This window comes from Fontimonas sp. SYSU GA230001, assembly GCF_040066175.1.
Classification (GTDB): Bacteria; Pseudomonadota; Gammaproteobacteria; order Nevskiales; family Nevskiaceae; genus Solimonas.
The window spans coordinates 15,911-29,924 of the sequence record NZ_JBEAAM010000028.1; the positions used below are offsets into that span (position 1 = coordinate 15,911).

11 protein-coding genes and 1 tRNA gene are annotated in these 14,014 nt (G+C 69.9%); 9 read left to right on the top strand and 3 right to left on the bottom strand.

Translation table 11 applies throughout. The annotated features are described in order from the left end of the window. Window positions 1-15 precede the first annotated feature (15 nt). Window positions 16-92, top strand: a tRNA-Arg gene (locus AAG565_RS13515). Window positions 93-210: 118 nt separating this feature from the next. After that, a complete protein-coding gene (locus tag AAG565_RS13520; RefSeq protein WP_348820150.1) occupies window positions 211-3,558 on the top strand; it encodes an EAL domain-containing protein in 3,348 nt (1,115 codons plus the stop codon). Between the two features lie 3 nt (window positions 3,559-3,561). Here AAG565_RS13520 and fmt read toward each other — a convergent pair whose 3' ends face one another. Both fmt and def read right to left on the bottom strand, forming a co-directional pair. After that, window positions 3,562-4,479 (bottom strand): methionyl-tRNA formyltransferase, encoded by a 918-nt coding sequence (gene fmt, locus AAG565_RS13525; protein ID WP_348820151.1) that lies wholly within the window; start codon window positions 4,477-4,479, stop codon window positions 3,562-3,564. A 10-nt stretch (window positions 4,480-4,489) separates the two neighbouring features. Next, window positions 4,490-4,996 (bottom strand): peptide deformylase, encoded by a 507-nt coding sequence (def, locus tag AAG565_RS13530; RefSeq protein ID WP_348820152.1) that lies wholly within the window; start codon window positions 4,994-4,996, stop codon window positions 4,490-4,492. Between the two features lie 168 nt (window positions 4,997-5,164). Here def and AAG565_RS13535 point away from each other — a divergent pair, with 168 nt between their 5' ends. From AAG565_RS13535 to AAG565_RS13565, 7 genes are all read left to right on the top strand, one after another. Beyond that, window positions 5,165-6,331 (top strand): LysM peptidoglycan-binding domain-containing protein, encoded by a 1,167-nt coding sequence (locus tag AAG565_RS13535; RefSeq protein WP_348820153.1) that lies wholly within the window; start codon window positions 5,165-5,167, stop codon window positions 6,329-6,331. Window positions 6,332-6,372: 41 nt separating this feature from the next. Next, entirely contained in the window at window positions 6,373-7,482 is a 1,110-nt protein-coding gene (gene dprA / locus AAG565_RS13540) for a DNA-processing protein DprA (protein ID WP_348820154.1), read from the top strand. A 39-nt stretch (window positions 7,483-7,521) separates the two neighbouring features. Continuing rightward, the gene (locus tag AAG565_RS13545) at window positions 7,522-7,989 is read left to right on the top strand and encodes a DUF494 domain-containing protein (protein ID WP_348820155.1); all 468 of its coding nucleotides are present in this window, start codon (window positions 7,522-7,524) and stop codon (window positions 7,987-7,989) included. 205 nt (window positions 7,990-8,194) lie between these two features. Then, on the top strand, window positions 8,195-10,615 hold the full coding sequence (locus AAG565_RS13550; protein WP_348820180.1) for a DNA topoisomerase I: 2,421 nt from the start codon (window positions 8,195-8,197) through the stop codon (window positions 10,613-10,615). Between the two features lie 9 nt (window positions 10,616-10,624). Continuing rightward, window positions 10,625-11,188 carry a Sua5/YciO/YrdC/YwlC family protein gene (locus AAG565_RS13555; RefSeq protein WP_348820156.1) on the top strand — a complete coding sequence of 188 codons (564 nt, stop codon included), beginning with the start codon at window positions 10,625-10,627 and terminating at the stop codon, window positions 11,186-11,188. Between the two features lie 52 nt (window positions 11,189-11,240). Further along, window positions 11,241-12,149, top strand: coding sequence for an oxygen-dependent coproporphyrinogen oxidase (gene hemF, locus AAG565_RS13560; RefSeq protein WP_348820157.1), 909 nt, complete (start codon window positions 11,241-11,243; stop codon window positions 12,147-12,149). A 61-nt stretch (window positions 12,150-12,210) separates the two neighbouring features. Further along, window positions 12,211-13,146 (top strand): hydrogen peroxide-inducible genes activator, encoded by a 936-nt coding sequence (locus AAG565_RS13565; RefSeq protein ID WP_348820158.1) that lies wholly within the window; start codon window positions 12,211-12,213, stop codon window positions 13,144-13,146. Window positions 13,147-13,158: 12 nt separating this feature from the next. On the opposite strand, the gene AAG565_RS13570 is transcribed toward AAG565_RS13565, so the two are convergent. Then, entirely contained in the window at window positions 13,159-13,956 is a 798-nt protein-coding gene (locus AAG565_RS13570; protein WP_348820159.1) for a sulfite exporter TauE/SafE family protein, read from the bottom strand. Window positions 13,957-14,014 lie beyond the last annotated feature (58 nt).

A 14,014-nucleotide genomic window follows, 5' to 3' on the forward strand; every position in this document is an offset into this window, starting at 1 on the left:
CGCCGGCCGTCACATGCGCCCGTAGCTCAGCTGGATAGAGTACTGCCCTCCGAAGGCAGGGGTCAGAGGTTCGAATCCTCTCGGGCGCGCCACCGTGGCGCCGGTTCGTGACCGGCCCCCTGCATTGCGGGCGACACCGTTGGTCGGCCCGGCGCTGCCTCGGGCAGCTCGATGCACGGCGTCCGGCCGGACCGCCGGTAAGCTCGTTCCATGAGTGCTGCACAGTGTCCACCGCGGGCGCGCGGCGGCGAGGGGTGGCGCCTGGGAGGCCGCCTGACCCGTCTCGTCCGACCGCCCCGCGATCCGCGGCAATGGCTGCTGCGCGTCGCGCTGCTCGCGGTGCTCTATTTCATGTCCGGATGGGCGGGGCTGCAGCTCGCGCAACCGCCCGGCTATGCCACGCCGATCTGGCCGCCGTCGGGCATCATGCTGGCGATGCTGCTGCTGTGGGGCCGTCGCGTCTGGCCCGGCATCTGGCTCGGCTCGTTCGCGGTCAATCTGTGGGTCGGCTGGACCCAGGCGGCGCTGTCCACGCCCGGTTTCTTCCTGATCGCGGCCGTCATTGCCTGCGGTTCGACGGCCGAGGGCCTGTTCGGTGCGTGGGCGGTGCGCCGCCATGTCGCGGCGCCGAAGACGCTCGACAACGGTGCCGATGTCTGGCGCTTCTTCGCGCTGGCCGGGCTGGCCGCCAGCGCGATCGCAGCCTCGGTCGGCACGCTGACGCTGGCGTTCGGTCGCGGCCTGCCGCTGACCGACCTGCCGTTCACCTGGCTGACCTGGTGGGTCGGCGACTGCATGGGCGTGTTCCTGGTCGCGCCGCTTTTGCTGGTCGCGGCGTCCGAACAGTCCGGTGCGGTGCGCGGCCGCCTGCGTCCGGTCGCCATCTCGGTGCTGATCTCGCTGGCGGTCGGCGCGCTCGTCGTACACCAGACCAACAATGCCGAAAGCCGCCGCATCGGCGCCGAGTTCGAGCGGACCGCGCTGGCGCTCGACCGGCATCTGCAGGTGTCGATCGACGAAGCCGCCGGTGCGGTGCGCACCGTCGCCGATTACTTCGCGGCCTCGTCGTTCGTCGAGCCCGAGCAGTTCGACCGCTTCTGCGCCGGCGTGCTGCGGCGCGCGCCGGGCCTCGACCGGCTCGCCTGGGCGCCCCGCGTCGAGGCCGGCAGTGGTCTGTACGGCATCGACGGCGACGGGCGTCGCCGCGCTGTGGACGACACGGCGCCGCACTTTGCGATCGAGTACGTCCACCCCCATGCGGACGGCATCGACGTGCGCGGCTTCGACCTCGCCTCGGAGCCGGTGCGCGCCGCGACGCTGGCCGCCGCGCAGGCGAGCGGCGATCTGCGCGTCACCCCGCGCGTCGAGCTGGTCGCGTCACAGGGGCCGGGCGTGCTGCTGGTGATGCCGGTGCAGGCCGAGCAGGGCTACGGCTTCGTCGTCGGTGCGGTGACGCTGCGCGCGCTGATGCGCCATCTGCTGTCCGGATTCCCGCTCGAACGTCTCGCGGTCGCGCTCGTCGATGTCACCGCGGCAGAAGCGCCGCAGACGCTGCTCCGCCCGGTGCAGCTGGCGAAGCCGGCGCTGCACTGGGCGGCCGAGCACGATATCGGCGGACGGCGCTGGCGCCTGGAGGTCGAGGCCGGCGAGGCCTATCTGCTGGCGCACCGCTCGCTGCAGGCATGGCTCACGCAGGTCGGGGTGCTGCTGTTCTCGGCGATGCTGGGCGGCTTCCTCATGGTGCTGACCGGCAAGTCGTCCCGGGTGGAGCGGCTGGTCCAGCAGCGCACCGCGGAGCTGGCCGACAAGAACCGCGCGCTGCTGCGCGAGATCGGCGAGCGTGAACGCAGCGAGTCGCGCCTGCGGCTGTCGGCCGAGGTGTTCGAACATCTGGGCGAGGCGATCATGATCACCGACGCCGAGAATCGCATCATCTCCGTGAACCGTGCGTTCACCGAGATCACCGGCTACGGCGAGGACGAGGTCCGCGGCCGCACGCCGCGGCTGCTCGCGTCCGGCCGCTACAACCGCGCCTTCTACGAGGACCTGTGGCAGAAGCTCAAGGAGGCCGGCAGCTGGCGCGGCGAGTTGTGGGATCAGCGCAAGAGCGGCGAGATCTATCCGGCGTGGCTCAACATCTCGCTGGTGCGCGATGCGATCGGTCGCACCACGCACCACGTCGCCGTGTTCTCCGACATTTCGGAGCGCAAGGCCGCGGAGGAGCGCATTCTCTACCTCGCCCAGGTCGATGCGGTCACCAACCTGCCGAACCGCTACCTGCTCGGCGACCGCCTGCGGCAGACGATGGAGGCCGCACGCCGCGACGGGCTGCGCTTCGCGGTCCTGTTCATCGACATCGACCGGTTCAAGAACATCAATGATTCCCTCGGGCACAGCATCGGCGATGCGCTGCTGCGCGAGATGGCCGAGCGCCTGCGTGTCTCGGTGCGCGCGTCCGATACGGTCGCGCGTCACGGCGGTGACGAGTTCGTGATCGTGATGCCCGGCATCGCCGATGCCGAACAGGTCGCCCACGTCGCCGGCAAGATCCTCGCCGCGGTCGGCCGCCCGTTCAGCGCCGAGCAGCACCTGCTGACGACGACGGCGAGCATCGGCATCGCGATGTATCCGATGGACGGCGAAGACACCGAAAGTCTGATGAAGCACGCCGATGCGGCGATGTACGCAGCCAAGAGCGCCGGGCGCAACGCCTTCCGCTTCTTCACGCGCGACATGAACGCGCGCGTCCAGCAGTTCCTCAAGATCGAGAACGAGCTGCGTCGCGCCCTGGACGCCGGCGAACTGCGCGTGTACTACCAGCCGCAGTTCGACGTGCGCAGCGGTGAGGTCGTGGCCGCCGAGGCGCTGGTGCGCTGGCAGCATCCGGAACGCGGGTTGATCCTGCCGGCCGAGTTCATGCACGTCGCCGAGGAGAGCGGTCTGGTCGAGACGATCGACGACTGGGTGTTGCGCGAGGCCTGCCGGCAGAACCACAGCTGGCAGCAGCAGGGTCTGCGCCGCGTGCCGGTGTCCGTCAACCTGTCCGCGATCGCGCTGCACCGCGACGACACCGTGGAGCGGGTGCGTCAGGCGCTGCGCGCCAGTGGACTCGACGCCAGCTGGCTGGAACTCGAGGTCACCGAGTCGATGCTGATGCGCGATGTCGAGCGCGTGCAGCACCTGCTGCTGGAACTGCGCGCGATGGGCGTCCTGATCGCGCTCGACGATTTCGGCACGGGCTACTCGTCGCTCGCGCACCTGCGCAGCTTTCCGTTGAGCGCGCTCAAGGTCGATCGCAGCTTCGTCGATGATCTGCAGACCGATGGCAACGACGCGGCGATCTGCCGCGCGGTGATCGCGCTGGGGCGCACGCTCGGCCTGCGCGTGATCGCCGAGGGCGTGGAGAACACCCAGCAGCTCGCATTCCTGCGCAAGAACCGCTGCGATTCGGTGCAGGGCGCGTTGTTCAGCTGGGCGGTGCCGGCCGCGGAGATGGCCGCGTTCCTGACGCCGACTTACGTGTGCGCGGCGGCACTGGACGAGGAGTCGATCCTGTAACGCCTACTCGAAACGCAGTCCGGCGAGGCGGCGCGACGCCAGCGCCTCGCGCGCATCGAGCACCCGTCCCCCCGGCCACTGCAGGCGCTCGATGCGCACGGCGTCTCGGCCGCCGGCGACGACGAGGCCATCGCCGGCGAGGATCCGGCCGGGCTCGCCGCCGGCCGGCTGCGCGAGCGGCCGCGCCATCAGCAGCCGCACGCGTTCGCCGTCGAGTACCGTCCACGCGCCCGGGACCGGATTGAATGCGCGGATGCGACGCGCGATCTCGTCGGCGGGCCGCGACCAGTCGATGCGCGCCTCGTCCTTGCTCAGCTTGGCGGCGTAGGTCACGCCCTCGGCCGGCTGCGGCCGTTCCTGCAATTCACCGCGCGCAAGCCGCGCGAGCGCCTCGACGATCAGCTCGGCGCCGAGTGTGGCGAGGCGGTCGTGCAGCTCGGCGGCGGTGGTGGTCTCGCCGATCGGCAGGCTGCGCTGCAGCAGCATCGGTCCAGTGTCGAGGCCGGCGTCCATGCGCATGATGGTCACGCCGGTCCGTGCATCGCCGGCCTCGATCGCGCGCTGGATCGGTGCGGCGCCGCGCCAGCGCGGCAGCAGCGAGGCGTGGATGTTGAGGCAGCCGTGTACCGGGATGTCGAGCACCGCCTGCGGCAGGATCACGCCGTAGGCGACCACGACCATGACCTCCGGGGCGAGGCGGCGCAGGACGTCCTGCGCTTCGCCACGCAGTTTCTCGGGCTTGAATACCGGCACGCCCAGCGCCTGCGCGCGCAGGGCCACCGGCGATGGTGTCAGCCTGCGGCCGCGGCCCGCCGGTCGATCCGGCTGGGTGAACACGCCGACGATGTCGTGGCCGGCGGCGTGCAGGGCGTCGAGCGCGCTGACCGCGAACTCCGGCGTGCCGGCAAAGACCAGCTTCATGATGGCGATCTCAGGCGCCGGCCTGCTGCTTGCGCAGTTTCTTCAGCAGCCGTTCGCGCTTGAGGCTGGACAGGCGGTCGATGTACAGCCTGCCGTCGAGATGATCGACCTCGTGCTGCACGGCCTGCGCGAGCAGGCCCTCGGCCTGCAGTTCGAAGGGCTGGCCGTCGCGGTCGAGCGCGCGCAGCGTCAGGCGCCGGTAGCGCTCGACCTTGTCGCCGACGCCCGGCACCGACAGGCAGCCCTCCTCCATGATTTCCGGTTCGGCCGGCGCGACGATCTCGGGATTGATGATCACGATCGGCTGCGGCCGCTCCTTGTCCTCGCTGCAGTCCATCACCGCCAGGCGCAGCGCGACGCCGACCTGCGTCGCCGCCAGTCCGACCCCGGGCGCGGCGTACATGGTCTCGAACATGTCGTCGATCAGGGTCTGCAGCGCGGCGTCGAAGACGGTCACCGGCACGGCCTTCTGCCGCAGGCGCGGGTCGGGATGGTGGAGAATGGTCAGGAGCGCCATGCGCGGATTTTGTCGCCGGGGAAGACGGGTGCTTCAGAAACAACTGGCAAAGTTGACGGCAAACGATTGAGCCGTCTAGAGTTTAACCGTCCGTTGGTGTCGGGCGCCTGCGTTCGCGCAGGGTCGGAAACCAGCCACTGAGGCGTAACCCGCAGGGAAGGTGCCGCCATGCCCAAGTATAACGTTTCGAGCTATCTGCACGGCATTGCGGCCCTGGGGCTGTTGTCGCTCGCCGGCTGTGCGCAGACGCCCGAGCGCACTGTCTCGCCGGCGCGCGAACTGCCGGCCGACGCGCCGCAATCGATGCCGATGCAGGAAACGGCGGCAGTGGCCGGAACCGCGCTCGATGCGCCGTCTGGTGCAATGCCCGGGCTGCGCGAGCAGGCGCCGCTGCGCTACGTCGTGAAGAAAGGCGACACGCTGTGGGGGATCGCCAGCCGCTACCTGCTGGAGCCGTGGCAGTGGCCGGAGATCTGGTATGTCAACGACCAGGTGCGCAACCCGCACCAGATCTTTCCCGGCGACGTGCTGACGCTGGTGATGCGCGATGGCCGGCCGATGGTGGTGCGCGAGGATCTCAACACCGAATACCTGTCGCCGCAGGTGCGCGAGATTCCGCTCGACCAGGCGATCCCGACGATCCCGCTCGACGCGATCCGCGACTTCCTGCGCAGCTCGCGGGTGGTCTCCGCCGATGCGCTGGCGCGCGCGCCGTATGTGCTCGGATTCGCCGACCCGCATCTGATCGAGGGCGCCGGCGCCCAGGTCTATGTCAAGAACGTGCCCGCCAATGCCCTGCCGCGCTACGAGGCGGTGCGCATCGGCCAGAAATTCATCGACCCGGACAACGGCGAGCTGCTCGGCTGGGAGGCGGTCCCGGTCGCCGCCGTGGACTTGCGCCGGCTCGGCAAGCCGGCCACCGCGCAGATCGCACTCAGCTACCGCGAGACGCGCGCGGGCGACCGTCTGATCGAACCGGAGGCCGAGGCCTTCGCGGCCGATTTCTACCCGCGCCCGGCACCGGCGGGGCTGGTCGGCCGCATCATCTCGGTGTTCGACGGCGTCTCGCAGATCGGCCAGTACCAGGTGGTCACGCTCAGCCGCGGTTCCGCCGCGGGTCTGATGCCCGGCCACGTGCTCGACATCTATCAGGCGGGGCGTCGCGCCCGCGACCCGTACACCGGCCGCATGGAGTCGCTGCCCGAGCTCCATGCCGGCACGATCATGGTGTTCAAGGTCGAGGAGCGGGTCAGTTTCGCGCTGGTGATGAGCGCGCAGCGCGAGATCCACACGCTCGATCGCGTGCGCAGTCCCGGCAGCGGTCGCGCCTCCTGACCGGGCTTGCAGCAGGCTCGCCATTGGGCGATGCTGCCGCCGTGGACGCGGAGCTCGCAAGACCTTGGCTGGTCCTGAGCCGCGCGCCGGGGATCGGCAGCGTGGCGGTCCACAGACTCCTCCAGACGTTTCCCACGGCCGCTGCCGCGGTGGCCGCCAGCGCGTCCGCCCTGCGCGCGGCGGGGCTCAGCGACGCCCAGATCCGCGGCCTGCAGCAGCCCGACGCGTCGGCGCTGCAGCGTGATCTGGATTGGCTCGCGCAGCCGGGGCGCACGCTGCTGACGCTGGCCGATCCGCGCTATCCCGCGGCGCTGCGCGAGGCCGCCGGGGCGCCGCCGGTGCTGTTCGTCCAGGGCGATCCGGACTGGCTCGGCCTGCCACAGCTGGCGCTCGTCGGCAGCCGCAATGCCAGCCCGCAGGGCCTGGAGAACGCCCGCGCCTTCGCGGCCGAGCTGGCGCGGCGCGGTCTGGTGATCACCAGTGGGCTGGCGCTGGGCATCGACGGCGCGGCGCATCGCGGCGCGCTGGAGGCCGGTGGCGGCACCATCGCGGTCTGCGGCACCGGCCTCGATCGCGTCTATCCGGCGCGGCACCGCGATCTGGCGCACGAGATCGCCGCGCGCGGCGCGCTGCTGTCGGAGTTCCCGCTCGGCGTTCCGGCGCTCAGCGAGAATTTCCCGCGCCGGAACCGCATCATCAGCGGCTTGTCCATGGGAGTGCTGGTGATCGAGGCGGCGCGCGAGTCGGGTTCGCTGATCACCGCGCGGCTGGCGCTGGAGCAGGGCCGCGAAGTGTTCGCGATCCCGGGTTCCATCCACAACCCGCTGGCGCGCGGCTGCCATGCCCTGATCCGGCAGGGGGCGAAGCTGGTCGAGTCGGTGGACGACGTGCTCGAGGAACTGGGACCGCTGCTCGGCGCGCGGCGCGCCGCCGAGCGTGCCGGCGGACCGGCCGCCGTGCCGGATGCCGGGGACGGCGCAGCGGCCGAGGTGCTGCGCGCGCTGGGCGACGATGTCCTGCCCGTCGATGTGCTGGCCACACGTGTGCGCCAGCCGATCGACCGCCTGCAGGCGGCCTTGACCCGGCTGGAGCTCGCCGGCGAGGTGGTCGCGGCGCCGGGCGGCCGCTACCAGCGCCTGCGGCGCGCGTGACGCGGGACATTCGAGATGGCTGACGACGGAGCAGGGGACATGAAAGAGACGGTGCTCGACGTGCTGATGTACCTGCTGGAGAACTACCAGGAAGGCGAGTTCGCCGATGCCGACAATCAGGACACCCTGCACGAGGAGCTGGTCGCGGCCGGCTTCCCGGAGGAGGAGGTGCGCCAGGCCTTCCGCTGGCTCGACGGCCTGGCCGCGCAGCGCCAGCTGCCGATCGTCTTTGGCCCGAGCGGCGCCTTGCGTCTGTACGCGCGCGAGGAGATGGCGAAGATCTCGGCCGAGTGCCGCGGCTTCCTGATGTACCTGGAGCAGCTCGGCATCCTCGACGGGACGCTGCGCGAGGTCGTGATCGACCGCCTGATGGCGCTCAGGGAGGAGATCGACCTCGAGCGCGTCAAGTGGGTGTGCCTGCTCGTGCTGATGAACCAGCCGGATGCCGAGGAGGCCTTCGGTCACCTCGAAGAGATGGTCTATTACCACGGCGAGTTCAAGCACTGACGCCGCAAACCGGGCCTGCCGCGCAGTCCGCGCCGGCGCTTTTGCAGCATCCGCTGCCGTGACGGCAACGCTTTGATTGCACATCGGAATGCCCGCTCCTTCGCGCGCGTGTGCGCGCGAGGGGCTTGCTGGACAGCATGACCGCTTCCGCTTATAAGGCGCGCAATCGCGACCACCCCCTGGTGGTTCCCACATGCCGAACTACATGACGAAAAACCTGGTCATCGTCGAATCGCCGGCCAAGGCCAAGACGATCAAGAAGTACCTGGGTAAGGATTTCGAGGTCCTGGCCTCCTACGGTCATGTGCGCGACCTGGTGCCCAAGGACGGCGCAGTCGATGTCGCGCACGGCTTCGACATGAAGTATCAGGTCATCGACAAGAACGAGAAGCACGTGCGGGCGATCGTCTCCGCGCTCAAGGAAGCCGACGAGCTGTGGCTGGCGACTGACCCTGACCGCGAGGGCGAGGCGATCTCCTGGCATCTGGTCGAACTGCTGCGCGAGAAGAATGCGCTGAAGAACAAGCCGGTCAGGCGCGTGGTGTTCTACGAGATCACGCAGCGCGAGGTGCAGAACGCGATCCAGCATCCGCGTGCGATCTCTGACGACCTGGTCAACGCGCAGCAGGCGCGGCGCGCGCTCGATTACCTGGTGGGCTTCAACCTGTCGCCGCTGCTGTGGCGCAAGGTGCAGCCGGGACTCTCGGCGGGACGCGTGCAGTCGCCGGCCCTGCGCCTGATCTGCGAACGCGAGGAGGAGATCAAGGCCTTCGTGCCACGCGAATACTGGACGCTGGACGCGATCGCCGCGAAGTCCGGGCAGAACTTCGGCGCGAAGCTGGTCGAGCTCCAGGGCAGGAAAGTCGAGCAGTTCACGCTGACCAATGCGGTCGGCGCGCTCGCCGCCAAGGACATCGTCAGCAAGGCCGCGCAGGGCGAGCTGGTCGTCGGCGCGGTCGAGAAGAAGCAGCGGCGCCGCAACCCGGCACCGCCGTTCACGACCTCGACGCTGCAGCAGGAGGCCAACCGCAAGCTCGGGTTCACCGCCAGCCGCACGATGCGCGCGGCGCAGCAGCTCTACGAAGGCGTCGATCTCGGCGGCGAGACGGTCGGCTTGATCACCTACATGCGTACCGACTCGGTGAATCTCGCCCAGGACGCGCTCGCCGAGATCCGCAAGACCATCGCCGACCAGTTCGGCGCCGCCGCCGTGCCGGCCGAGCCGCGCTACTACAAGACCAAGTCGAAGAACGCGCAGGAAGCGCACGAGGCGGTGCGGCCGACCGCGGCCTCGCGCACGCCCAGACAGGTCGCCGCCTATCTCAATCCGGACCAGGCCAAGCTCTACGAGCTGATCTGGAAGCGCACCGTCGCCTGCCAGATGCAGCAGGCGGTGTTCGACACGGTGACCGTCGAGCTGCGCGCCGGAACGGGCAATGCCTTCCGCGCCAGCGGTTCGACCCTGGTCGAACCCGGTTTCATCGCGGTCTATTCGCAGGGCGTCGATACGCCCAGCGGCAAGGACGAGGAGGACGACGACAAGCGCCTGCCGCCGCTCGAACCCGGCGAGCGCGTCAAGCTCGTCGATCTGGTCGCCGACCAGCACTTCACCGAGCCGCCGCCGCGCTACACCGAAGCGAGCCTGGTCAAGACGCTGGAGGAATACGACATCGGCCGGCCCTCGACCTACGCCAGCATCATCTCGACGCTGCAGGCGCGCGATTACGTGCGCCTCGACGGCAAAGCGTTCGTCCCGACCGACGTCGGCATGATCGTCAACCGTTTCCTCACCGAGCACTTCACGCGCTACGTCGATTACGAGTTCACCGCGCACCTCGAAGACGACCTCGACGCGGTGTCGCGCGGCGAGAAGCAGTGGAAGCCGCTGCTCGCCGAGTTCTGGACCGAGTTCAAGCAGCGCATCGACGAAAAGCAGGAGCTGTCGCGTTCGGAGGTCGCCGAGGCGCGCCAGCTGGGCGTGGACCCGGTGTCCGGCAAGCCGGTGTCCGCACGGCTCGGGCGCTTCGGTCCGTTCGTGCAGATCGGCACCAAGGAAGATTCCGACAAGCCGCGCTTCGCCTCGCTGCGCGCCAACCAGCGCATCGACACGATCACGCTCGACCAGGCGCTCGCCCTGTTCCAGCTGCCGCGCAAGCTCGGCACGCTGCCGAGCGGCGAGGAGGTCAGCGTCAACATCGGCCGCTTCGGCCCCTACGTGCGCTACGGTTCCAGCTTCGTGTCGCTGAAGAAGGACGACGACCCGTACACCATTGAGCTGCCGCGCGCGATCGAACTGATCGAGCAGAAGGCCGCGGCGCTGGAGGCGGCGACGATCAAGTCCTTCGGCGACTCCGGCATCCGCATCGTCAAGGGTCGCTTCGGTCCGTACATCACCGACGGCAAGCGCCGCGCGCGCATTCCCAAGGGCCGCGACCCCGAAAGCCTGACCGGCCTGGAGTGCGAGGCTTATCTCGCCGAAGCCAATCCGCCGCCGGCGAAGAAGACGACGAAGAAATCGGCAGCGAAGAAATCCACCACCGCACCGCCGGCCGCGGCGCCGGCGAAGAAGGTCGTGAAGAAAGCGGCCAAGAAGGCCACCCGCAAGGTGGCGGCGAAGAAGTCCTGAGGGGCGGCCATGGGTTTCGACATCGCACCCTGGCATCTGCGCCGTGCCGTCGATGCGCTCCAGCGCGGCGGCGTGATCGCCTGTCCGACCGAGGCGGTCTGGGGACTGTCCTGCGATCCGCTCCATCGCGCGGCGTGCCTGCGCCTGCTCGAACTCAAGCGCCGGGACTGGCGCAAGGGGCTGATACTCGTCGCCGCACGGTTCGAGGATCTGCCGTCGTTCGTCGAACTGCCGTCGAACAACGCGATGAAGCGCGCGACGGCGACCTGGCCCGGACCGGCGACCTGGGTGTTCCCGGCCGCGCCCGACGCACCGGCCTGGCTGACCGGCGACCACGACAGCATTGCCGTGCGCGTCACCGCGCATCCTGTTCTGCGCGCGCTGTGCCGCGCGTTCGGCCCGCTGGTATCGACCAGCGCCAACCGCAGCGGCCGCGAGCCGGCGCGCGGCATCAGCGAGGTGCGCCTGCAGTTCGGCGACACGCTCGATGCGATCGTGCCCGGCGCGCTCGGCGGTCTGGCCAAGCCGACGACGATCCGCGACGTGCAGACGGGCCACATCCTGCGGCGATAGATGTGTGCCTGTTTTGAGCGTCGGCGCCAAGGATGGCACCGGCTTGTATAGGATGTACCCAATGAACGTCGAAGCCGTCGAAACCTATCTGCGTGAGCTGCAGGACCGGCTGTGTGCGGGCTTCGAGCAGGCCGACGGCCGCAGTCGCTTCCGCCGCGACACCTGGCAGCGCGCCGAGGGCGGCGGCGGCGAGACCCGCGTGCTCGCCGACGGCGCCGTGTTCGAATCGGCCGGTGTGAATTTCTCACGGGTGCGTGGCACGCGCCTGCCGCCGAGTGCGACCGCGCACCGTCCCGAGCTCGTCGGTCGCAGCTGGCGCGCGATGGGCGTGTCGGTGGTGCTGCATCCGCGCAATCCTTATGTGCCGACCTGCCACGCCAATGTGCGCTTCTTCGTCGCCGAGAAGGACGGCGAGCCACCGGTGTGGTGGTTCGGCGGCGGCTTCGACCTGACCCCGTACTACGGCTTCGAAGACGATGCGCGCCACTTCCACCAGACCGCGAAAGCCGCTTGCGACCCGTTCGGCACCGACCTGTATCCGCGCCTGAAGAAGTGGTGCGACGACTACTTCTATCTGAAGCACCGCAACGAGCCGCGCGGCATCGGCGGCCTGTTCTTCGACGACTGGAGCGAAGGCGGTTTCGAGCGCAGCTTCGCGCTGCTGCGCAGCGTCGGCGACCACTACGCGCCGGCCTATCTGCCGATCGTCGAACGCCGCAAGGACACCGCCTATGGCGAGCGCGAGCGCGAGTGGCAGCTGTACCGGCGCGGACGCTACGTCGAATTCAATCTGGTCTGGGACCGTGGCACGCTGTTCGGCCTGCAGTCCGGCGGCCGCACCGAGTCGATCCTGATGTCGATGCCGCCGCTGGCGGCCTGGCGCTACGACTACGCCCCCGAGCCCGGTTCTGCCGAAGAGCAGCTGCTCGTCCGTTACCTGGTGCCCAGGGACTGGGCGTAGGCCGCGTCCCGGCGGCGGGCGCGCTATCCTGCGCCTCACGTTTGCCCGAGCCGCGCGTCTCATGACTCTTACCGAGCTTCGCTACCTCGTGAATCTCGACAAGGAGCGCCACTTCGGCCGTGCCGCCGAGCGTTCGTTCGTCTCGCAGCCGACGCTGTCGGTCGCGCTCAAGAAGCTCGAGGACGAGCTCGGCGTGATCCTGTTCGAGCGCAATCGCGGCGAGGCGCGGCCGACGCCGGTCGGCGAGCGCATCATCGCGCAGGCGCGGCGCGTCCTCTCGGAGGCGCGCCTGATCGAGGACCTGGCACGCGAGGGACGCGACGAGTTGACCGGGCCGCTGCGCCTGGGCGCAATCTACACCGTCGGACCGTACCTGCTGCCCGGCCTGGTGCCGCTGCTGCACGCGCGCGCGCCGCAGATGCCGCTGGTGATCGAGGAGAACTTCACCGCCAAGCTGCTCGAAGAGCTGCGCGACAACGAGCTCGACGTGGTGCTGGTCGCCCTGCCGGTGGATCTGACCGGCCTGCAGGCCTGGCCGCTCTACGACGAGGATTTCGTCGTCGTCGTGCCACGCGAGCATCGCTGGGCCGGCGTCCGGCAGGTGCCGGCCCGCCAGCTGGCCGGCGAGAAGCTGCTGCTGCTCGGGCCCGGGCACTGTTTCCGCGAGCAGGTCATCGAGGCCTGCCCGAAGTGCGTCGAGGCCGAACCGGACGGTGCGCGGCCGCAGACCGGGAGCAGCCTGGAGACCATCCGCCACATGGTGGTCAGCGGTCTGGGCATCACCGTGCTGCCGCGCTCGTCGATCGAGAACCGGACCGACGACAGCCTGCTCGCGGCCACGCCCTTCGTGCCGCCGGCGCCGCAGCGCCGCATCGCACTGGTCTGGCGTAGGACCTTCCCGCGCCGCAAGGCGATCGCGGCGCTGCGCGACGCCGTGCTCGACGCAAAGATGAAAGGCGTGCGCTTCCTGTCCGACGAGCCGATGCCGGTGGATTGAGCCGCCGCCCGATCAGCCGGCCAGCATCCGCAGTCCGACCAGCGTCAGCAGCAGCGCGAACGCGCGGCGCAGGGTGCGCGGCGAAGCGGCGTGCGCCAGGCGCGCGCCGAGAGGGGCGCAGGCGACGCTGGCGATCGCCAGCGTAGCGAACGCGGACAGGCTGACATAGCCCAGGTGCGGCGCGGGCACGCCGTCGGTGTTCCAGCCGGCGAGCACGAAGCCCGACGCGCCGGCCCAGGCGATCGGCACGCCGCTGGCTGCGGCGGTGCCGACCGCGCGCGGCATGCTCAGGCCGCGATGGCTCAGGTACGGCACGGTCAGCGAGCCGCCGCCGATGCCGACGATCGCGGACAGCAGCCCGATCACCGCGCCGACGCAGAGCAGCTCCGGCGCCGCCGGCGCGGCGTGGTACGCGTGGACCGCGGACCGTTCGCGCCTGAGCACCATCTGCAGCGCGACGAGCACGGCACCGATGCCGACGATGCGCTTGAGCGCACCGCCGCTGAGCTGGTCGGCGACGAAGGCGCCGGCGACCGCGCCCGCCGCGAGACCCGGTGCGAAGCGCGCGAACACGCTCCAATGCACGCCGTCGCGGCGATGGTGCGCCAGCGTCGAGGAGATCGACGTCGCCGAGATCACCGCCAGCGAGGTGCCGACCGCAACCTGCATGTACACCGTCGCCGGCACGCCCTGCAGCGGCAGCACGAAGGCCAGCGCCGGCACCATGATCAGCCCGCCGCCGACGCCGAACAGCCCGGCCAGCACGCCGGCGCAGGCGCCGGTGACGAGGAAGATCAGGAGCTGCTCCATGGCGCTGCGCGATGCGGCGGACCTCGTGGAACTACAATCGGGCGCGCGCATCCTAAAC